This is a genomic window from Clostridium neonatale (assembly GCF_900465025.1).
Lineage (GTDB): Bacteria > Bacillota > Clostridia > Clostridiales > Clostridiaceae > Clostridium > Clostridium neonatale.
This window is the reverse complement of the sequence record NZ_UICR01000001.1, coordinates 1901304-1922152: the sequence shown is the minus strand read 5'-3', so window position 1 is coordinate 1922152 and position 20849 is coordinate 1901304. Positions and strand designations below refer to the sequence as shown.

Annotated in this window: 20 protein-coding genes, 1 pseudogene and 1 other annotated feature; of the genes and pseudogenes, 6 read left to right on the top strand and 15 right to left on the bottom strand. The window is 27.4% G+C overall.

Annotated features, from left to right (window positions below; all coding sequences use genetic code 11):
• Positions 1-10 precede the first annotated feature (10 nt).
• Complete coding sequence (dapB, locus tag CNEONATNEC86_RS08870) at positions 11-766, top strand: 4-hydroxy-tetrahydrodipicolinate reductase (RefSeq protein WP_159116086.1); 756 nt, start codon at positions 11-13, stop codon at positions 764-766.
• A gap of 173 nt (positions 767-939) precedes the next feature.
• On the opposite strand, the gene CNEONATNEC86_RS08865 is transcribed toward dapB, so the two are convergent.
• Positions 940-1119, bottom strand: coding sequence for a helix-turn-helix transcriptional regulator (locus CNEONATNEC86_RS08865; RefSeq protein ID WP_125148456.1), 180 nt, complete (start codon positions 1117-1119; stop codon positions 940-942).
• 179 nt (positions 1120-1298) lie between these two features.
• On the opposite strand from CNEONATNEC86_RS08865, the gene CNEONATNEC86_RS08860 reads away from it, so the two are divergent.
• Together CNEONATNEC86_RS08860 and bioB are read left to right on the top strand one after the other, a co-directional pair.
• Positions 1299-1850 carry a biotin transporter BioY gene (locus tag CNEONATNEC86_RS08860; protein WP_125148422.1) on the top strand — a complete coding sequence of 184 codons (552 nt, stop codon included), beginning with the start codon at positions 1299-1301 and terminating at the stop codon, positions 1848-1850.
• Between the two features lie 10 nt (positions 1851-1860).
• The gene (gene bioB / locus CNEONATNEC86_RS08855; RefSeq protein ID WP_125148423.1) at positions 1861-2814 is read left to right on the top strand and encodes a biotin synthase BioB; all 954 of its coding nucleotides are present in this window, start codon (positions 1861-1863) and stop codon (positions 2812-2814) included.
• Positions 2815-2914: 100 nt separating this feature from the next.
• Here the strand turns inward: bioB and ppnP are convergent, their stop codons facing one another.
• Positions 2915-3232: a pyrimidine/purine nucleoside phosphorylase gene (gene ppnP / locus CNEONATNEC86_RS08850; RefSeq protein ID WP_125148424.1), complete on the bottom strand. Its 318-nt coding sequence runs from the start codon at positions 3230-3232 to the stop codon at positions 2915-2917.
• Positions 3233-3354: 122 nt separating this feature from the next.
• Positions 3355-4503 (bottom strand): pyridoxal phosphate-dependent aminotransferase, encoded by a 1149-nt coding sequence (locus tag CNEONATNEC86_RS08845; RefSeq protein ID WP_125148425.1) that lies wholly within the window; start codon positions 4501-4503, stop codon positions 3355-3357.
• A 162-nt stretch (positions 4504-4665) separates the two neighbouring features.
• On the opposite strand from CNEONATNEC86_RS08845, the gene dapD reads away from it, so the two are divergent.
• Positions 4666-5376, top strand: a complete 711-nt coding sequence (gene dapD / locus CNEONATNEC86_RS08840) for a 2,3,4,5-tetrahydropyridine-2,6-dicarboxylate N-acetyltransferase (RefSeq protein WP_058294875.1) — start codon at positions 4666-4668, stop codon at positions 5374-5376.
• Positions 5377-5492: 116 nt separating this feature from the next.
• Here the strand turns inward: dapD and CNEONATNEC86_RS08835 are convergent, their stop codons facing one another.
• Both CNEONATNEC86_RS08835 and CNEONATNEC86_RS08830 read right to left on the bottom strand, forming a co-directional pair.
• Positions 5493-6143 (bottom strand): single-stranded DNA-binding protein, encoded by a 651-nt coding sequence (locus CNEONATNEC86_RS08835; protein ID WP_058294874.1) that lies wholly within the window; start codon positions 6141-6143, stop codon positions 5493-5495.
• A 127-nt stretch (positions 6144-6270) separates the two neighbouring features.
• The gene (locus tag CNEONATNEC86_RS08830) at positions 6271-7029 is read right to left on the bottom strand and encodes a polysaccharide deacetylase family protein (RefSeq protein ID WP_159135844.1); all 759 of its coding nucleotides are present in this window, start codon (positions 7027-7029) and stop codon (positions 6271-6273) included.
• A 297-nt stretch (positions 7030-7326) separates the two neighbouring features.
• On the opposite strand from CNEONATNEC86_RS08830, the gene CNEONATNEC86_RS08825 reads away from it, so the two are divergent.
• Positions 7327-7851: a DUF4364 family protein gene (locus tag CNEONATNEC86_RS08825; protein WP_058294872.1), complete on the top strand. Its 525-nt coding sequence runs from the start codon at positions 7327-7329 to the stop codon at positions 7849-7851.
• On the opposite strand, the gene CNEONATNEC86_RS08820 is transcribed toward CNEONATNEC86_RS08825, so the two are convergent.
• Positions 7848-8732: a YncE family protein gene (locus CNEONATNEC86_RS08820; RefSeq protein ID WP_058294871.1), complete on the bottom strand. Its 885-nt coding sequence runs from the start codon at positions 8730-8732 to the stop codon at positions 7848-7850. The two genes, CNEONATNEC86_RS08825 and CNEONATNEC86_RS08820, sit on opposite strands and share 4 nt — an antisense overlap.
• Positions 8733-8885: 153 nt before the next feature.
• On the opposite strand from CNEONATNEC86_RS08820, the gene CNEONATNEC86_RS08815 reads away from it, so the two are divergent.
• Positions 8886-9137 carry a TIGR03905 family TSCPD domain-containing protein gene (locus CNEONATNEC86_RS08815; RefSeq protein WP_058294870.1) on the top strand — a complete coding sequence of 84 codons (252 nt, stop codon included), beginning with the start codon at positions 8886-8888 and terminating at the stop codon, positions 9135-9137.
• Positions 9138-9193: 56 nt separating this feature from the next.
• Here the strand turns inward: CNEONATNEC86_RS08815 and CNEONATNEC86_RS08810 are convergent, their stop codons facing one another.
• The 9 genes and pseudogenes from CNEONATNEC86_RS08810 to CNEONATNEC86_RS21820 all read right to left on the bottom strand — a co-directional run bounded on the left by CNEONATNEC86_RS08810 (position 9194) and on the right by CNEONATNEC86_RS21820 (position 20664).
• The gene (locus tag CNEONATNEC86_RS08810; RefSeq protein ID WP_159135843.1) at positions 9194-10189 is read right to left on the bottom strand and encodes an HIRAN domain-containing protein; all 996 of its coding nucleotides are present in this window, start codon (positions 10187-10189) and stop codon (positions 9194-9196) included.
• 37 nt (positions 10190-10226) lie between these two features.
• The gene (locus tag CNEONATNEC86_RS08805) at positions 10227-11135 is read right to left on the bottom strand and encodes a hypothetical protein (RefSeq protein ID WP_159135842.1); all 909 of its coding nucleotides are present in this window, start codon (positions 11133-11135) and stop codon (positions 10227-10229) included.
• Between the two features lie 71 nt (positions 11136-11206).
• Positions 11207-12511, bottom strand: a complete 1305-nt coding sequence (locus CNEONATNEC86_RS08800) for a bifunctional folylpolyglutamate synthase/dihydrofolate synthase (protein WP_125148428.1) — start codon at positions 12509-12511, stop codon at positions 11207-11209.
• Positions 12512-12601: 90 nt separating this feature from the next.
• A complete protein-coding gene (locus tag CNEONATNEC86_RS08795) occupies positions 12602-13447 on the bottom strand; it encodes a TerC/Alx family metal homeostasis membrane protein (RefSeq protein WP_125148429.1) in 846 nt (281 codons plus the stop codon).
• A 158-nt stretch (positions 13448-13605) separates the two neighbouring features.
• Positions 13606-16248: a valine--tRNA ligase gene (locus CNEONATNEC86_RS08790; protein ID WP_159135841.1), complete on the bottom strand. Its 2643-nt coding sequence runs from the start codon at positions 16246-16248 to the stop codon at positions 13606-13608.
• A gap of 139 nt (positions 16249-16387) precedes the next feature.
• Positions 16388-16615 (bottom strand) — a binding site (T-box leader).
• A gap of 130 nt (positions 16616-16745) precedes the next feature.
• Positions 16746-17143: pseudogene (locus tag CNEONATNEC86_RS08785) on the bottom strand (VOC family protein).
• A 128-nt stretch (positions 17144-17271) separates the two neighbouring features.
• Positions 17272-18462, bottom strand: coding sequence for a MalY/PatB family protein (locus CNEONATNEC86_RS08780; protein ID WP_159135840.1), 1191 nt, complete (start codon positions 18460-18462; stop codon positions 17272-17274).
• A gap of 117 nt (positions 18463-18579) precedes the next feature.
• The gene (locus CNEONATNEC86_RS08775; RefSeq protein ID WP_125148432.1) at positions 18580-19455 is read right to left on the bottom strand and encodes a S66 family peptidase; all 876 of its coding nucleotides are present in this window, start codon (positions 19453-19455) and stop codon (positions 18580-18582) included.
• A gap of 528 nt (positions 19456-19983) precedes the next feature.
• Positions 19984-20664 (bottom strand): hypothetical protein, encoded by a 681-nt coding sequence (locus CNEONATNEC86_RS21820; protein ID WP_125148433.1) that lies wholly within the window; start codon positions 20662-20664, stop codon positions 19984-19986.
• Positions 20665-20849: the final 185 nt, after the last annotated feature.

Here is a 20849-nt window from a genome sequence, read left to right as displayed (position 1 = left end):
GGTGATGAATATGATAAAAATAGTATTAAGCGGCTGCTGTGGTAAAATGGGAAAAATGATTACTGAATGCAGTAAACAATTTAACAATCTTGAAATTGTTGCAGGAATAGATAAATTTCCAACAGAAATAGGTTATCCTGTATTTAAAAGTGCAGACGAAATGAATGTGGAATATGATGTATTATTAGATTTTTCAAGAGCTGATGCACTTGAAGGTTTATTAAACTTAACAGAAAAAACAAAAAAACCATTTGTTATCTGCTCAACTGGTTTTTCAGAGCAACAATTAGATTTAATAAATGAAAAAAGTAAATCTCTTCCACTATTTAAATCAGCAAACATGTCTCTTGGAATAAACTTAATAAACTCTCTTTTAAAGAAAGTTGCTCCTATGCTTTATGGCAATTATGATATAGAAATCATAGAAAAGCACCATAATCAAAAAGTTGATGCTCCAAGTGGTACTGCTGTTCTTCTTGCAGATACAATAAAAAATTCTTTAAAAGATGAAACTAAATATGTATATGGAAGAGTTGGTAACTGCAAAAGAGAACAAAACGAAATTGGTATTCATGCAATAAGAGGCGGATCTATTGTTGGTGATCATGATGTTATTTTTGCTGGCACTGGTGAAGTTATTGAGCTTACTCATAAGGCAATATCAAGAGAAGTATTTGCAATTGGTGCCTTAAAAGCATGTGAATACATGGGTTCTATAACACAGCCAGGACTTTATGACATGAATGATGTTATTGGACTTGATTAATAATCTAATTAAATCTTAATCAAATTTAAATTTGATATTTTAATTTCTAAAAGGACTGAATTAAAATTACTGTATTTAAATTCAGTCCTAAATTTATAATCTTGAAACTTACTTACATTATTTTTATATGATGTTTTTTAATTATTAAATACTGATGAAAACATTTTTTACTCCTACTCAAAAATGAATACCTCTTCTATTGATAATTCAAAAAATTTTGTAATTTTATGTAATAGTATAAGTGATGCATTATAATTTCCATTTTCAATCGAAATTATTGTCTGACGCGTAATTTTCACACCTTCTGCCAATTCTTCTTGAGTTATTTTTCTTAGCTTTCTTAATTCATTTATTCTATATTATTCAATAAATATTGCCTTTAAAAGTATAGTTAACTTTATATTTTTAATAAAGTGCACTATACATTTTATATTGTCAACCAAATCCCTATTTCAAAAGTTGACAATCTATTTCTTCCGGTTTATACTTAATCTAGTAAAAGTTATTAATTAACAAAAGGGGGAAAATAAAAATGAATAAAATTAATACTAGAAACATGACAACAATAGGCTTAATGAGCGCATTACTTTGTATAATTGGACCATTTTCTATTCCATTGCCATTTAGTCCAGTTCCAATTGTATTAAGTAATCTTATGATTTATATAAGCTGCAGTATATTAGGAACAAAGAAAGGTACATTAAGTGTTATTATATATCTTCTAATTGGGCTAGTTGGCCTTCCTGTATTTTCAGGATTTACCTCTGGACTTTCTAAGATTGCTGGCCCTACTGGAGGATATTTAATTGGATATATTTTTTGTGCCATAATCACTGGTTTATTTGTTGAAAAATTCGAAGATAAAATCTATATGTATGCCATCGGTATGATACTAGGAACACTTATATGTTATGCTTTTGGTACAATCTGGCTTGCGAAACAACTAAGTCTAACTTTTATGCAGGCACTATTTATGGGGGTCATACCTTACTTAATTGGTGATTCATTAAAAATAATGTGTGGTACTTTAATTGGATTTAAAATAAGAAACAAACTCAAATCATTAAAATTAATTTATAGTTAGAGGTATTAATATGGCTGATAAAATAGTAAATGATATTATTAATGGATATAAAATAACGAAATCTATTGTCATGTCCACTCTTTATGATTTGGATACAGAAACATTATGTGATGGTGCTAATACTTTAAGAGAACATTTTTGTGATAATAAAGCATCACTTTGTTCAATTATAAGTGGTAAAACAGGTCATTGTAGCGAAGACTGTAAATTCTGTGCTCAATCTGCACATAATAGTTCATGTATAAAGAAAACTGATTTTGTACCGCTTAAAAAAATATTAGAAGATGCTAAATATCATTTTGAAAGAGGTATACATAGATATTCTATTGTTACTGTTGGTAAAGCACTTTCAGATGATGACTTTGAAAAAGCCATTAAAGCATATGACGCTATTAAAAAATATTGTAATATTAATCTTTGTGCATCTCATGGATTACTTGATTATGATCATTTCATGAGACTAAAAGAAGCTGGTGTGACAAGATATCACTGCAATCTTGAAACATCAGAAAGATATTTTAAAGATATTTGTAGTACTCATACTTATGAAGATAAAATAAATACAATAAAATCTGCAAAAAAAGCTGGACTTGAAATCTGTTCTGGTGGAATTATCGGAATGGGTGAAACCATGGAAGACCGAATAGATATGGGCTTTACTTTATCTAATCTAGAAGTTAATTCTATTCCAATAAACGTTCTAATTCCTATCAAAGGGACAAAAATGGAAAATCAAACTTCTTTAAGTCATGAAGAGATATTAAGGACAATAGCTTTATTCAGATATATAAATCCTTCTGCTGAAATTCGTCTTGCCGCCGGACGTATCTCTATGAATGATTTTGGAAAATCGGCATTTTTGTCTGGTGCTAATGCAACCATTACTGGAGATATGCTTACTACAACTGGAACTAATATCGAATATGATAAAAAATTACTACAAAATATTGGATATTATCTTTAATCTTATAATTAATACACAAAAAGCAGAAGTGATTACATTTGTTAATAGCCACTTCTGCTTTTATATTACTTAAAAAACTTATCTATACTATATAATTTTTTTATTCCTTAATATAAGAACAACAATAATCTACTACTTCCTTTATAATTAAATTAAATTTAGAATTTGCAGGTACTGTAAAAGTTTCACCTTCTTTAAAAGTGGTAAACCTCTCTTCTCCTGGAAGTTTTACATCCATTGATCCTTGAAGTACTTCCATCACTTCTTTATCACCTGTTCCAAATTCATAATCTCCTGGAAGCATTATTCCTAATGTCTTTCTTTCACCGTCTTTTAATATAACTGTTCTACTTGTCACCTTCCCATCAAAATATATATTTGCTTTCTTTACTGCTGTTACATTTTTAAACTCACTCATTTATTAACTCCCCAATCTATTTATTAATATAATTTTTAACTTGCTTATATTGCTAACTTTAATTTAATATTGAGTATTTTATATAATTTAAATTTAATAGTTATACAGTAAAATTTTCTTAATTAACAATTAGGAAAATTCTTCTTAATAAATCTTTCTAATCTATCAAATGCTTCTTTTAGTTCTTCATCTGAATAACAATATGATATTCTCATATATCCTTCGCCAAGTTTACCAAATGCATTTCCTGGAACACATCCAAGTTTTTCTTCATTCAATAATTTTTCGCAAAACTCTTCACTTGTCATATTAAACTTTTTGATTGATGGAAATATATAAAATGCGCCCATAGGTTCATTTACCTCTATTCTAATATCTCTCAATCTTTTCATGCAGTAATTTTTTCTTCTCTCAAATGATTTCCTCATAATTTCTGCATCATCAAGTGAACTTCTTAATCCTTCTAATGCACCATATTGACCAATTGAGGAAGTACAAGATACGTTATATTGATGTACTTTCATTATTTCCTTCATGTATTTTTCAGTACATGCTACATATCCTACTCTTATTCCTGTCATTGAAAGAAGCTTTGAAAATCCACTTACATATATGATTTTATCTTTAATTTCTTTGATTTGAGCAACTGAATAGTAATCATCAAAGATTATTCCAGAGTACATTTCATCCGTTATAACAACAATATTTTTTTTCTTTATAAGATCTGCAAGTTCATCTCTTTGTTTCTTAATTAAGATTGCACCTGTTGGGTTGCTTGGAAATGATAGCATTAAATATTTTATATTATCTTTTTCAATTTTTTCTCTGATTTCATCTATATTTATTGTAAAATCATCATTCAAGCCATAATTCACAACTTCTGCGCCTATCATCTTAGCTATATTTTCATATGCTGGATAAGCTGGTGATGAAATAAGAATCTTATCTTTAGGGTTTAAAAGTGCATTAAGGACTGAGAATAATCCTTCACTTCCCCCCACAGTTAAACATACTTCATCTTTATCATATTCTATATCAAAAGTATTTTTTAAATACCTACATATTTCATCTCTAAGTTCTACAATTCCTTCATTTGATGTATATACTGTCTTGTGCTCTTTAATTGCTCTTATCATAGCCTCTGATACTGCAACTGGCATATCGAAGTCTGGTTGCCCTATAGTTAATGATAATGCCCCTTCTACCATTTTAACTTTACTTGCAAACCTTCTTATACCTGAAATCTGAATCTCATTTAAATTTTCGTTCATTAGTGCTTTTGCCCCCCTAATCTCAGTTTTGTTTAAATCAATTTTACAACATTGCGTATATTTATTCAAATATTTATGTCATTTTTTCGTATTTTACTTTCATTTAAATAATTTTTTTATTATAATGATAGTGATTATTAAATAATTTGAAGGAGTGATCTAATGTCATATAACTTAACAGATCCTTATGAAATCGCTAGATTTATAAAGGAATCTAAAAAATCAACTCCAGTAAAAGTTTATGTTAATGGAGATTTAAAAGATGCTGATATGAGCGATGTAGAATGGTATGGCTCAAATGAATTTTACATACTAATGGGTGAATCTGATTCTATAACAAAAATAGTTTTAGATAACAAACATCTTATAAAACACTTTAGAATAGAAAATGATAGAAGAAATTCTGCTATTCCTATGTTAGATTTATTAGAAGTAGATGCAAGAATTGAACCAGGTGCTATCATAAGAGATAAAGTCACTATAGGTAAAAATGCAGTAGTAATGATGGGAGCCGTTATAAACATAGGTGCTGAAATAGGTGATGGAACTATGGTTGATATGAACGCTGTAGTTGGTGCTAGAGGGCAACTTGGAAAGAATGTCCACTTAGGTGCTGGTGCTGTTGTTGCTGGTGTTTTAGAACCGCCAAGTAAAGAACCATGTCAAATAGGCGACAATGTATTAATAGGTGCTAACTCAGTAATTCTTGAAGGTATTAAAATAGGTGCAGGCTCTGTTGTTGCTGCAGGCTCTGTTGTTACTGAAGATGTTCCTGCTGGTGTTGTTGTTGCTGGTTCACCTGCAAAAATCATTAAAAATGTAGATGACAAGACTAAGGATAAAACTCAACTATTAGATGATTTAAGAAAATAATTTAATACATAAAAAAGAAAGTATCGTTATCGATACTTTCTTTTTTATTCAACTTATAATAAAAGTAAATTGAAGTTTATTCAGGTTATTGACCATAGTTTTTAACTTTATATACTTTAAACTGCGCCTTCTTCTCCTGAGCCTTCTTCCTTTACAACCTTTTCCATTTTAGATATAGAAACTTCATATGCAACTTTCTTTATAACATCAGTTTCTGACACCTTTTTTTGATATTCTCTGCTTTGTAGTCTTCCCCAAACTCTAATATTATCTCCAACATTTAATGTTTGACAAAATCTAGAATTTCTCCCCCATGCAATTGTTGGAATGTAATCAGATTTATTATATGCTCTATTTACTGCTAATAATACATCAGCTATTTCTCTTCCAAAAGGAGTTGTCCTATAAACAGGTTCTTTGCATATATATCCATCCAAGAAAATTTCATTTGGATTTTTACTTCTCTCGATACACGGTTCAATGTTTCTAGCAAATACTGTAAGTATAAGTTTGTTAGATCCATCTACAAACTTGTTATATGATCTTAATTGACCTTCAACAATTATATCTACTCCTATTTCTAAATTAATCTCATTTAGTAATCTTTCTGAAACAGTTATATTTAGATGATCAACTGAATCACTTAATCTCATAACTTCCAAATCAAAAGTATAAAACCCTTCGCCATACATTTCATGGCTAAATTCTAATCCAGACGCTACTTTACCTTCTAGATAAATCTTGTTATTTAGCATTAAATTATCCATTGTAATCCCTCTCTCTATCGGCAATTATTTTTTAGTGTAATATATTCATGACTAGCATATATTACCATTATAATACAAAAACTAGTTTCTTTTCAATAAATATCGAATTTAAATTATAAAAACACTGCTAATTTTTATGCTGTATACCATTTTCATCAATATAATAATCTTCTGTATATATCATTTCACCAACAGGCTTAAATTCATATCCTTGGCTTTTCAATTCTTCTATTATTCTATCTAGATTTTCCGGTGTGTACTTTGCATTATTATGAAATAGTAATATAGATCCACTTTTTGTATTCTTCATTACTTTATTATACTCAATATCCGACCCCATTTCCTTCCAATCTACTGAATCAGCATCCCACTGAATTGCAATATGATTTAAGCTTCTTACCTTCATTAATGCATTTTTATTGTAATCTCCACTTGGAAATCTAAATAATACTGGTCTTTTTCCTGTATATCTTTCTATTATATCATCTGTTTTTATTATCTCTTCTTCAATAGCATCACCAGTAATTTTACTAAAGCTTGGATGTTTATAACTATGATTTCCTATTTCATGCCCCCTTTCGGATATTTCTTTTAGTTTACTTACATTTTCTTCACTATAATTTACCCATCCTCCCATTATGAAGAATGTTCCCTTTACATTATATTTATCTAGGATATCTAATATGCTTTGCAAATTTTCTTTTTCAGCCCAATTTACATCAAAAGTTAAACTAACTACTTTTTCCTCTGTATCAACACGGTAAATTGGCTGCTTTTCTTCCGCAGTTCCTGACACTTGAACACTCCTACCTACTAATATGGATATTAAAATTATAAAAACCACTAACAATATGTTTATTGATATCTTTAATTTTCTCCAATTCAACTTTTCCTCCCATATGTCACATTAATTCTTTATTAAAATATATTCATAAAAACAACATTTATGATAACTACATAATAAAATTAATAACCCTTTATTTAAGCAGATAATATAAAGTCAACTCTTACATTTATACTGCTTTTTAATAATTAATTTCATTATAAGGTAATTATATAGTAGTTAAATAAGATGTATCTACTTACAAAATCCACATTTAAAAATTCATAGTCAATCATGTATTCCCTAAATAATAAATTATGCTATAATAAGATAAGAGTTTCATTAGTCATGGAGGTAAATATGTACGAAAATTCATTAGAATTGGCTGAAAATAAATTATTAATGTTATATATATTAAAATCTATAAAAGATCCCATATCTAATGCTCAATTTACAGAAATTATTCTTGAAAACAATTTTATGAATTACTTTATTTTTCAGCAATATTTATCTGAACTTGAAGAATCTAAATTTGTAGAATATCATGAAAACAATAATAAAAAACTATTAGTAATAACAGAAAAAGGAGATAGTGTCCTATCTTTATTTAAAGACAGATTATCTCCTTCAAAAATTACAATCATTAATGAGTACGTAAAAGAAAAATGGGAATCCATAAAAAGAGAATTAACAATACAAGCAGATTACACAATTGCAAGTAATGACAGCTTTATTGTTGACTTAAAAGCAGTTGAAAGTGAAAGTCTATTAATGGAATTGAAATTAACTGTTCCTTCCAAAGAACAAGCCACATCAATTTGTTCTAAATGGAAAAAAAATCCTTCGGAAATATATAATAATATTATTAATTTATTTATTAACTAGTTTTTAAATATGGTCATAGCATTAGGTTCTTTCCCTATTGTTATGACTTTTTTCTTATCCATTTTTAGATCTACAATATTCAATGTTCCATTTAGATAATCACCAATATATAGTGTGTCATTATATTTCACTATTCCTCTTGGCATTCCATTTATTTTACATTTATTCTCTTCAGTGAAAGTTTTTAGATTTATTATACTTATATATTCATCACAAAAATTTGATACATATAGATAATCATCATCTTCATAAAGATCAACAGGAGCAAATCCCACATCTATTCTCTCTAATATTTCTAGATTATCTAACGATAACATAACTATTTCACCTTTTGTATTATGTCCCAGCTTGCTTACTGCTACATATAAGTATTTTTTATTTTTAGATATTATAGATTTAATAGGGATATGTCCCACTTGTATTCTGGTTAATTCTCTATTATCAGTGCAGTCTATAACGGATATATTATCCTCACCCATATTACAGACAAATGCTAGCTTTTTTTCATCTATAATTTGAATATTATGAGGGAAAATGCCAGTTGGAATTTCAAAATCCAATTGATTTTTTTCTATGTCATATGTTATTAGTGAATTTAAGTCACCACATGCAACATACATTCTGTTCTCATAACAAATCAAATCATTAGGATGAGATCCTATATATATATTACCTTCTTCTTTAAATTCTTTTAAATTAATTATTGAAATTGTATTGTTATAGCTATTAGAAACTAATAATTTATTATTGTATACACATGATTCATGAGGGCCAAATGGTTTTTCTCCATTAGTAAGTTTCATTTCTTTAGTTTTCATAGTTTCACAATCGAATTTGATTATACTATCAGAACCTGTATTACACACTATAATATAACTCATTTTATACCCTCCTATAAAATAATCATGCTTGATAATATCAATATATTCCTATTTTATATTATTGGTACAACTTATTTTCTCAAATATCTTTATTTATTGACAAATTGCTACTATAATAATAATGATTGATTAGAATATGAAGGGAGCTTGTTTATGTTTACTTATAAGACTTCAGGTGTTTGTTCATCTAAAATTGATATTGAAATATCTAATGATATTATACAGTCTGTTAAATTTACTGGCGGATGCAATGGTAATCTTTCCGGCATAGGTCAGCTTGTTAAAGGTATGAAAGTTGATGATGTAATTGATAGATTAAACGGTGTTCTTTGTGGAAATAAAAGTACTTCTTGCCCTGACCAGCTATCTAAAGCTTTAGCAGCTTGGAAAAAAGAAAATTTATAATTATAGTCTACAAAAATAAACTCCAGTATGATACCAGAGTTTATTTTTTATAATTTTTATTGCAAATAGCTATTATAGTTGTTTGATAACAGAGTTAGTGTATCTGTTATTTCTTCTAATACATCTTCATAACTTAAGTATAAATCAATTCTTATATTGGTATAATCATCGTTTATACTTTTTATATATCCATATATATATTTATTATTGTCCATTAGATTTCTTAATATAAAATTATCACTCTTAGGTATATATCCTAAGACATACCCTTCATTTGTAGTGACTAAAATAGCATTTTCATCATAAACATTGGTTGACTCTCTTTTTAAGTAAACTAATTCTTCTTCAAATAATTTATTACTAACTTCACTCATATCAACATAGTTTGTTTCTGATATTTGTATTGTGTTCAAATAGATATCTTTCACATGTGGTTTTATCCTTAATTGACTAGTAATATCTATATACCTAATGATCTTTTCCTTGTTTTTAGGCAATAAAACTATTAATGATCTTTTTATTTCTTTAACTACCTCATCATCAATTAATTCTTTTATAAAATTAATATCATTTTCATCTAAAAGTTCTTTAATTATATTTAGATTACTTATAGCTTCGTATCTTGTTTCTACTATTGGAGATCTTAATGCATGTAAATTTATATCTTTATATATATCAGTAAACTCTTCATATTTTAAATAATTTATAATTATAAAGAAACAAACTTGTTCTATTTTATCATAAGGTACATTCTCTAACTTAATATTATCTGGTCCTGTAAGCAGGTCATAAATATTTAATTTATTTATGCCTTCATAAAATAAAAATTTCTTTATGGATGGACTTCCATAAGTAACAGCATATCTATATATAATTGGTGATTTATAGTTTCTATTAAATAATCGCTTAAATTCCATTTTTTTAATCTTATATTTTGTTTTCTGAGCACAACTTATTAATATTGAACCTTCAATATCAACATTATCAAATTCTTTTTTAATAACTTCATGCCATTCTTTCTTAATGTAAATATCTTTGCATCTAGAAAGCATGTTATTATATCTTTGTTTAATCGTTTTATCATTTATATTAGAATCTAAAAAAAATAGAATTTTCTATTGAATCACTTATTAGAACTATTGAATATAGTGAATAGATTCCACCAAATTTATCTTCAATGAAATTTATTATATTTAAGCATATATCAATTCCATCTTCAATCTCATCTATATCATAGTTATAAATAAGCTCAGTAAAATGCATAATTACATTTTCAAATCTTTCTTTGTCATATTCATTTTCTTTAAAATATTTTAATAAGTTACCTCCTAACAAACAGTACTCAACAAGTTCGGATATTTCAACATTATTTGTTGAGCCTTTTTCAAGAAGCCAATTTCTCATTTCTTTATTTACGCAGCTTAAATTCATTACTGAAAATATTTTCCCATATCCATAAGAATTCTTGCATATTTCAAATATTTTATCATTCTCTCCTAGGTAAGTTAAGCACTTAATAACATAAAATATATACTCATTGTGAATAGTAAAAACTTCTAATATTTCTTTTAAATTATCAGTACTACAAAGACATGAGCTTATTATTCCAAGCTTCACTATTTCTTCACATGAACTTTTTATTACAAGATTTATAATAAACTTATCGAAATTTTTCTTTAATTCATCATTATACTTTAAATAGTTTTTTAAAAGTTTTATATAATTATCATAATAAAGAATGACTGGATTAGCATTTATATAATTGATTAATTTCTTAATTTGCTTATATTCTTTTGATACATTAATAATAATTTCTATAAGTTCATTAGATAATCTATTCTTTTCATATTCTTTTAGTTGATATGACTTTTTTATACTTATTTCATATTCATTTTTACCCGACAATTCTAAATCTTGATAAGTATATAATTGACTTTTATTTTTATTATAAAATTCTTTTAAGTCATCATAGATGTATTTTTCTTTGTTAATATTCATATAGCTATTATTTCCTTCCTCTAGTAATAAATTATCTAATTCCCTTTTATATTACCACTCCAATAAAATTATTACCATTTATTTCTTATTATTTTTCTCATGTCACCTATCATATAAAGTGAACCACTTACTAAAATTAAATCATCTTTTTTCGCCTCTGTTATGACTTCTTCCAATGCATCCTCATAATTTTCAGTTGCAACAACATTTTTATTATATTTTAAAATTTCTTTTCTTAAATCTTCACTTAATTCTGCTCTTTCACTATGTGGTGTAAGTGCATATATCTTCTTTGCCATAGGTGTTATTTCTTTTATCATTTCTCCAACCTGTTTATCTGCTAATATGCCAAGAAGCAAATACATATTATTATATTTAAAGTATTTTTCAATATTTCTTCTAAGAGATTTTATGCCATCTATATTATGTGCTCCATCAATAACTACAAATGGTTCCTTATGTAATACTTCTAATCTACCTTTCCACTCAACATCTTCCAGTGATTTTTCTATTAAATTTTTAGAAGCATACTTATTTTCATTATTAAGTAATATTTCTACTGTATTCATCGCTACAGTTAAATTTAATATTTGATGTTCTCCAAGTAATGGAAGATTTATATTATATATATCATTAATTCCTCTTACCTGTACTTCTTGATATACTTTTTCTCTGTTAATCTTTATAAGCTTTCCAGAATCATTTTTTACTAAATGAAGCTCAGAATTTTTTTCTTTAGCTATCTTAGAAATAACTTCTTCCACTTTTTTTTCTTGTGGATATAATACAACTGGTATATTCTGCTTAATTATTCCACCCTTCTGCTTAGCAATCTCTTCTATTGTATCACCTAATATATTCATATGATCCATACTTATTGATGTAATAACGCTAATAACTGGTGTTAACACATTAGTTGAATCCATTGTTCCTCCAATACCAACTTCTATAACCCCATAATCAACCCTTTCATTATAGAAATATAAAAACATAAGTGCAGTTAATATTTCAAACTCTGTTGGATGATCATAGTTTTCTTCTATAACCTTATCAACAGCCTTTTTAACCTCTTCTAATAATTCTACAAAAGTATCTTTTCTAATATTAACTCCATTTATCTGTATTCTTTCTTCAAACTCTTCTAAATATGGTGAAGTATACATTCCTATCTTATATCCAAGCCCCCTAAGCATCTTAGTAATCATAGCTGTAGTAGACCCTTTACCATTTGTTCCTGCTACATGTATAAGCTTAAGCTTTTCTTGTGGGTTGCCTAGTATCTCTAGTAATCTAAAAGTCCTTCTAAGTCCATAATTAGATCCAAATCTTCCTACGCTTTCTATATACTCCATTGCTTCTTCATATGTCATACTCATTTTGTAAACCTCATCCTCATAAAAATTTATTTTTATCATTTACTAAATTTTATCCTACTTATTGCTATTCTTCAAGCAAACCATATATAACTATTTGTGCTTTGGAATATAACTTTTATCAAATATTAATGAAATTAATATACTAGATAATAAAATTATTATTATAAAAAGTACTGAATTAGTAACTGAAATTTCTATTCCAAAGAGCAATATTACAAGTTTAATTCCAGTAAAAATTAGTATGCATCCAACTCCATACTTCATAAATCTAAACATATCATTCATTTCTTCTAATATATAGTACATACTTCTAAGTCCAAGTATTGCAAAAATATTAGATGTATAAACTATAAATGTATCTGTAGTTATTGAAAATATAGCTGGTATTGAATCTATTGCAAAGATAATATCAGAAAATTCTATTATTAAAAGTACTACAAACAATGGTGTTGCATATAATATCTTATTCTTTTTTACAAAAAAATTATTATCATATAGAACATTTGTAACAGGCATTATCTTTCTAAGGATTTTCACTGAAAAATTATCATGAAAATCTATATGTTTATTATTATTAAAAAACATATTAAAACCGCTATAAAGCAATATAAAACCAAATATTGAAAGAACAAAATGAAATTTGCTTATTATTGTTACACCCACTAAAATAAAAATAAGTCTAAGTATCATTGCACCAATAACTCCATAAAGCAGAACACGTTCCTGATAATCTTTTTGTATTCCAAAGCTAGAAAATATCATTAAAAATAAAAATAAATTATCCAAACTTAATGACATTTCAACTATATACCCTCCAAAATACTCAACTGCTGCTATTTCTCCCCTGCTATAAAATATATAAATATTAAATAGTATAGATAAAGTTATCCAAAAAATTAAATTAAATAGATTTTTCTTTGTTTTACTTCGTCCCATGATTTCCCCCTCAGTAATAAACCTGATTAATATATTATAATTTAATATATTATTTATACTTAACCTTTATTACCATTAGTTAATCACATAATAGGCTTAAAATATAAAAATCTTATGCAGTTAAACTACATAAGATTTTTATATTTGTCATTTAATTATTAATTTAAAGCATCTATTCTCACTTTAACAGCTTCAAGCATTTCTACATACTTACTTCTCTTTTCTTTTTCTGCATTAACAACAGCTTCAGGTGCTTTAGCCACAAAGCCAGCATTTCCCAATTTCTTATCTATTCTTTCTATTTCGCCTTCAAGCTTTTTAACTTCTTTATTTAATCTTTCAAGTTCTTTTTCTTTATCTACAAGGTCAAGAAGCGGCATAAATAATTCTCCACCCTTAACAACAAGTGATACAGCATTAGCTGGTACATTAGATTTATCAGCTATAAATTCAACTTCTGATGCTGAAGCTAATTTTTCAATATAAGATGTACCTACATTAAAGGCTTCTTTAGCTTCATCTGAAATATAGCATATAACTTTAGCCTTTCTTGATGGTGGTACATTCATTTCAGCTCTTACATTTCTTAATCCTTTAATTGCTTCAATTATATATCCCATATCACTTTCAGCTTTTTCATCTAATAAAGCTTCATCATATTCAGGCCAGCTCGATGTTGTTATTGTTTCTTCATCAGTTAAGTGAGTGAATATTTCTTCTGTTATAAATGGCATTGCTGGATGTAATAATTTAAGTCCTGTAACTAAAACAGTGCTTAAAACATTGTAAACTACGCCCTTAGCTTTTTCGTCCTCACCATAAAATACTGATTTAACAAGTTCTATATACCAGTCACAGAATTCAGTCCACATAAAGTCGTTAACCTTTTGCATAGCAATTCCAAGTTCGAATTTTTCCATGTTTTCAGTAACTTCTTTAACTACTGTATTCATCTTTGAAAGTATATATTTATCTGCTAATGAATAATCCTTGCAGTCTTTATATTTATTCATTATATCCTTATCAAGATTCATCATAACAAATCTTGATGCATTCCAGATCTTATTAGCAAAGTTTCTTGATGCTTCAACTCTTTCTGGATAGTATCTCATATCATTTCCTGGAGCATTACCAGTTGCAATCATAAATCTTAATGCATCAGCACCATATTCTTCAATAACTTCAAGTGGATCTACACCATTACCTAAAGACTTACTCATCTTTCTACCTTGAGAATCTCTTATAAGTCCATGTATAAGAACTGTGTTAAATGGAGTTTCACCCATACAGTGAAGTCCTGAAAATATCATTCTTGCTACCCAGAAAAATATAATATCATGGCCTGTAACTAATACGCTATTTGGATAGAAATATTCTAGATCTTCTGTTTTATTTGGCCAGCCAAGTGTTGAAAATGGCCATAATGCAGATGAGAACCAAGTATCAAGCACATCTTCATCCTGTTTTATATTAGTACTTCCACATTTAGAACATTTAGTTGGTGTTTCTTCAACAACCATCATTTCACCACAGTCCTGACAATAGTAAACAGGTATTCTGTGGCCCCACCATAATTGTCTTGAAATACACCAGTCTTGAATATTTTCCATCCAATTAAAATAAGTTTTATCAAATCTTTCTGGAACAAATTTTGTTTTTCCTTCTTTAACTACATCAATTGCTGGCTTTGCAAGATCTGCCATCTTAACATACCATTGTTTTGATATTATAGGCTCTACTGTAGTTCCACATCTATCATGTGTTCCAACATTATGTGTATGATCTTTAACTTTAACTAAAAGTCCTGCTTCTTCTAAATCTTTAACAATTGCTTTTCTAGCTTCATATCTGTCTAAGCCTTTGTATTTTCCACCTTTTTCATTGATAATTCCCTTATCATCCATAACTCTTATGATTTCAAGATTATGTCTCTTGCCTACTTCAAAATCGTTAGGATCATGAGCTGGAGTCATCTTAACTGCACCAGTACCAAATTCTAAATCAACATAGTCATCACCAACTATAGGAATTTCTCTATTTACAAGTGGTAATATTACAGTCTTTCCTATAAGATGTTTATATCTTTCATCATTAGGATTAACAGCTACGCCACTATCTCCAAGTAATGTTTCTGGTCTAGTTGTTGCAATTTCTAAGAATCCAGAACCATCAGCAAGTGGATAATTTATATGCCAGAAATGTCCCGCTTGTTCTTCATATTCAATTTCTGCATCTGAAAGTGCAGTTTGACAATGAGTACACCAATTAGTTATTCTATTTCCTTGATAAATAAGTCCTTCATTATAAAGCTTAACGAATACATGCTTTACAGCTGCACTTAAATTTTCATCCATTGTAAATGCTTCTCTTGTAAAGTCGGCAGATACTCCAAGCTTTTTAACTTGATTTCTTATTGTAGCTCTATACTTATCGCTCCACTCCCAAACTTTTTCAAGGAACGCTTCTCTTCCCATTTCTTTTTTATCATAGCCTTCTTCAGCTAACTTATTTGCAACCTTAACTTCTGTTGCAATAGATGCATGGTCTTCACCTGGAAGCCATAATGTACAATACCCTTGCATTCTCTTAAATCTTATAAGCATATCTTGAAGAGTATCATCAAATGCGTGGCCTAAATGAAGCTGACCTGTTATATTTGGAGGCGGCATTACAATAGTAAATGGCTTTTTGCTTTTATCTATTACAGGTGTAAAATATCCTTTATCCTCCCAATTCTTATAAATTCTTTCTTCAAATTCTTTTGGATCATATGTAGTTGATATGTTCTTGATCTCTGACATTTTTATTCCTCCATTTATTTTAGTTGACAGTTAACATCTGACAATTGACAGTTATAAATTATTTTTTTAATAAAAGTCTCTTGTTGATTGTTAAATTTCTAAAAATATTAGCTATAAATAAAAAAAGCTTTCAATCCTATAAAAGGACGAAAACTCGCGGTACCACCTTTATTTCCACGTAAGCAGATAAAATCATGCTCTAATGGACTCTTAATTTAAATAACGATTTAGAAAAACCGTCTTTAGCTACTGTTATTTTCACTAAAGAAGCTCAAAAGCTACCTTCAAAATCTTCCACATAAGGGCTTTCACCTAATCCCTCTCTCTGAATATTTTATGAATTATATAACTCATAAAAAACAGTACTACTCACATTATTATCTGCAAGATTCCTACCATGTTTCCAATTTTTACTCCTCTTTTTCAATGCTTTTATATAATTTTTAAATTATCTTTATAATATATTAATGACTTTATTTTGTCAATATGTACTTTTATTATATATCTATTTTTTCAGCTTCTATATTATTGTATGTATTAATAGGAAATGTTGCTTCTATATTATTTCCTTCACTATCAACAAACTCCAAAACATAATTAGAACCTATCTTAGTTATTGGAAATACTATTTCACTTTTAAAATTTTAAGTTTTTCAGTAAATTCATTTAAATCACTTACTTCAATACTTGGTAAACAATTATTGCCAAAAGTATGCCTTTCATTCATCTTTTTATAATTAAATAAGCCGTATCTAAACCCATTTATATCAAATACACTATAAATTTCATCTCTTACTGTAACCTTTTGATCAAATAATTCTTCATAAAAATTAATTGCACGCGTCATATCATCTACACAAATATATAATGATGATATCCTAAAATCAATTCCCATTGTACTATCCCCTTTACTATAAATACACAATTTAAAAGGAGATGCTTTTTATACTCACCATCTCCCTTACATATTTTATATAATTTATTATAATTATTCAATAAATTGATCCTTAATATAAAATATCTTTATTTTTTATATACTCTATTTACAGCTTCCAAAAGCCTATTTAATGCCTTTTCTAAAATATGTTTTGGACATGCTATGTTTATTCTTTCAAATCCTTGACCTTCTTTTCCGAAAATATAACCTTCATCTAAAAAGAGTTTTGCTTCATTTTCCATAAAATCTTGCAATTTAACATAATCACTTTCTAATTTTCTAAAATCAAGCCATTGAAGATATGTTCCCTCAAGTGGTATTACTTGAACTTCTGGAATGTTTTTATTCAAAAATTCTTTTACAAATTTCCTATTTTCATTTAATACTTTTAGAAGCTCATCTAGCCAATTTTCACACTTTGTATACGCTAATTCACATGCTTTAAATCCAAATGTATTTAATCTAGGGAATCCAGATTTTTCACGCTCTTTTTTAACTATTTCTCTTATGTTTTTATTTGCGATTATTATATTAGATACTTGAAGTCCTGCCAAATTGAAAGTTTTACTTGGCGCTGTACAGATAATTGAGTTTTCCTCAAATTCCTTAGAAATTGTACTAAATACAGTATGTTTATATTCTTCCATAATAAGATCAAAATGTATTTCATCAGATATAACCAATACATTATTTCTTATACATATTTCTCCTACTTTTTTTAGTTCATCTATTGTCCATACTCTACCTACAGGATTATGAGGATTACATAATATAATAAGCTTAGTATCTTCCCTACTTGCTTTTTCTTCAAGATCCTTAAAATCTATAGCATACTTACCTTTATCATATATAAGTTGATTTTTTATGATCTTTCTACCATGTATATTTATTACTTTGTAGAAAGGGTAATATACTGGAGTCATTACTATAACACCATCATTTATATTTGTAAGAGCTTGTACTATTATATGTAGTGCTGGAACTCCCCCTGGAAATTCAACTATCCATTCTGGTTCGATTTTGTAGTCGTGTCTTTTTTCCATCCAACTGCATACTGAATCATAATATTTTTTAGTAGCCTCAGTATATCCGTATATAGCAGAATCCACATATTCTTTTAAGCCTTCAATTATTTCTGGTGCATTTTTAAATTCCATATCTGCAACTGAAAATGGTATTACTTCCTCCTCGCCATCCTCTTTCAATCCCTCTATTATATTCCATTTAGCTGATCCAAGACCTTTTCTTGATACCAATGTTTGAAAATCATATTCCATATAAATCTCTCCTTTCAAAAATTATGATTACAACTACACGATTGCGCTTTTTTAATGCCTATCGTATTAAACACATGTAATAAAAATTTATTTAAAAATTATTTTTTCATCATCTTTTTAATTTCTTTTATTTTTAAACCTTACCTTTTCACCTATAATAATGCATTTAGAATTTCCTTTATGACCTATTTCCTCAGTTTTAATTATAGGAATATTTGCATTATTTATAGTACCTTTTATTAGCTCAGCAATATTGGGTGAATAATTATTATCTTCCATCTCAGTAAAATTTCCAAGTATTATTCCTTTTATATTATCAAAAGCACCAATCTGCTTGTATTGATTTATATATGTACTCATTTTAGCTACATTACCACTTAAACTTTCTAAAAACAATATTTTATTATTGAAATCTGGCATATACTCCGTGCCTACCAACTTTAAAAAGCATCTTATATTTCCACCAATCACAATACCCTCCATTTCTTCTCCTTGGATCCATCTATAATTAAATGTTAATAAAGAATTATCTTTCTTCTCAATAAATGTATTTTTAAAATTTTTTATTTGATTTTCTGAATCATTACCTATTAAGTTTCTTATTTGATATAAATAAGAACATACATTAGATTTTGAATATAATGAATTTAACACTACCGAAAGATCACTGTATCCAAAAAACGGTTTAGGGTTGTTTTTGATATCTTCAAAATTTAAATATTCTAAAATACCATTGGCTAAATCCCCACCTGAAACATCAAATATAACTTTTATATCCTTATCTTTAAAAAATCTCATAAGTACTTGTGCTTTTTCAATATTTGTTCCATTAAATATATCTTTCTCTTTAAATAATTTTTCACTAAAGACTACTTTTAATCCTAACCCATTTAGTATTTTTTTAAGATTATTTAAATATACCTTTGATTCTAAACTTAATCCATTTGAACATGCAATAATTCCAACTGCATCTCCACATTTTAGCAAACTCAATATAATTCTCCTCTCAACACTAAATATATATTATTATATCTCATTTTCATAGTTCTTACTAAAATTAATTTCTTCTACATAGTTTTTATGATTTTTTATTAATATTTTTGTATATTTGTACATCTTATTATAGGATATTTGTAATATTTTAAATAAAGGCGAATAAATATTAATTACAACTTACGTAAAATTGATTATTATGATTACATATACAATTATATAGGTGCAAATTCCAGGCATGAGAATTTAAACCTTAGAAGAAGTTGCACTTGTTTGTTTTAAATCAAATGAGGTAGATAATGACTCCTGTAATAAAATTATTTATAAAAAATTTAATGATTTAAATTATTATAATAATGTCTCTCAAAAAAAATAATTACTAATAAATAAGTATCAATTCAATTACCAATGAAGATAAAGAACTGCCTGTAACTTTATTTTAACATATAAAATCACCTAAATTACTTTATATTTCATTGATAATCGATTATTAAAAAATAGTAATTTAATTATTTATAAATATTATAATTATGAATAATATTTATATTCTTGTACTTTTTTATTGTTGCTTATAACATAAACTGAATTTCCGACATTTCCACTAGTTCTATATACTTTCTTGCTTTTTGCTCCTACAAAGATCACAGATTCTACATATTCAGAATTCTCTATATAAAATGAATATACAGTTTCATTAATACCATAATTTTCGATTAGTGTTTCATTTTTTCCCTTACTTCCAGCAATAACAGTATAACCTTTATTAATCATCCATGCTAGATAATCTTTATCTTCCTTATACATTATTTTTTGGGCTTCTTCTAGGGTAATTTCTTTATCTTTTTTATTATCCTTGCCACTTCCACTATCCCACCCGTCTTGAATCCACTTTCCATTAGGTCCTATATAGAATTGTCCAATGTACACATTTGTTACCATTACCCCAGAATTATTCAAATAATACCATGCTCCATTATCTTGTATCCATCCTGTCTGCATTTGCCCTGAATTTGGCGATAAATAATACCATAAACCATCACTTTTTATCCATCCAGTAGATTTATGTCCACCATTATAATAATACCAGTCATTATTCTTCTTTACCCATCCAGTAGATGGTGATGCCTGCACACTGCATTCAGATACAGTAGTTAAAATAACGCCAATACATAATATTTGTGATATTTTTTTTAGTTTATTACTTTTCATCCTTCAACACCTTCCTTTATATTAATTATGTATATTTCGTTATATATAAATTTATTAACATAATTTAAAATATATAAATAAAGTATAAATTCATTTATACTTAAAAATTAAATAAAAAAGTTGTTTCTTAGAAAAAATATGCTCTATACTTTATACTATGTATAGATAATTAATTTATGGAGGTT

Coding starts and splice junctions, on each gene's coding strand:
- CNEONATNEC86_RS08780 (WP_159135840.1), bottom strand. CDS start 18,462: ATGGAATATGATTTTCAAACATTGGTATCAAGAAAAGGTCTTGGATCA.
- dapD (WP_058294875.1), top strand. CDS start 4,666: ATGTCATATAACTTAACAGATCCTTATGAAATCGCTAGATTTATAAAG.
- CNEONATNEC86_RS08810 (WP_159135843.1), bottom strand. CDS start 10,189: ATGCTTTCTAGATGCAAAGATATTTACATTAAGAAAGAATGGCATGAA.
- CNEONATNEC86_RS08805 (WP_159135842.1), bottom strand. CDS start 11,135: ATGAATATTAACAAAGAAAAATACATCTATGATGACTTAAAAGAATTT.
- bioB (WP_125148423.1), top strand. CDS start 1,861: ATGGCTGATAAAATAGTAAATGATATTATTAATGGATATAAAATAACG.
- CNEONATNEC86_RS08815 (WP_058294870.1), top strand. CDS start 8,886: ATGTTTACTTATAAGACTTCAGGTGTTTGTTCATCTAAAATTGATATT.
- CNEONATNEC86_RS08860 (WP_125148422.1), top strand. CDS start 1,299: ATGAATAAAATTAATACTAGAAACATGACAACAATAGGCTTAATGAGC.
- CNEONATNEC86_RS08825 (WP_058294872.1), top strand. CDS start 7,327: ATGTACGAAAATTCATTAGAATTGGCTGAAAATAAATTATTAATGTTA.
- CNEONATNEC86_RS08800 (WP_125148428.1), bottom strand. CDS start 12,511: ATGAGTATGACATATGAAGAAGCAATGGAGTATATAGAAAGCGTAGGA.
- CNEONATNEC86_RS08790 (WP_159135841.1), bottom strand. CDS start 16,248: ATGTCAGAGATCAAGAACATATCAACTACATATGATCCAAAAGAATTT.
- ppnP (WP_125148424.1), bottom strand. CDS start 3,232: ATGAGTGAGTTTAAAAATGTAACAGCAGTAAAGAAAGCAAATATATAT.
- CNEONATNEC86_RS08835 (WP_058294874.1), bottom strand. CDS start 6,143: ATGGATAATTTAATGCTAAATAACAAGATTTATCTAGAAGGTAAAGTA.
- CNEONATNEC86_RS21820 (WP_125148433.1), bottom strand. CDS start 20,664: ATGAAAAGTAATAAACTAAAAAAAATATCACAAATATTATGTATTGGC.
- CNEONATNEC86_RS08795 (WP_125148429.1), bottom strand. CDS start 13,447: ATGGGACGAAGTAAAACAAAGAAAAATCTATTTAATTTAATTTTTTGG.
- CNEONATNEC86_RS08845 (WP_125148425.1), bottom strand. CDS start 4,503: ATGAACGAAAATTTAAATGAGATTCAGATTTCAGGTATAAGAAGGTTT.
- CNEONATNEC86_RS08820 (WP_058294871.1), bottom strand. CDS start 8,732: ATGAGTTATATTATAGTGTGTAATACAGGTTCTGATAGTATAATCAAA.
- dapB (WP_159116086.1), top strand. CDS start 11: ATGATAAAAATAGTATTAAGCGGCTGCTGTGGTAAAATGGGAAAAATG.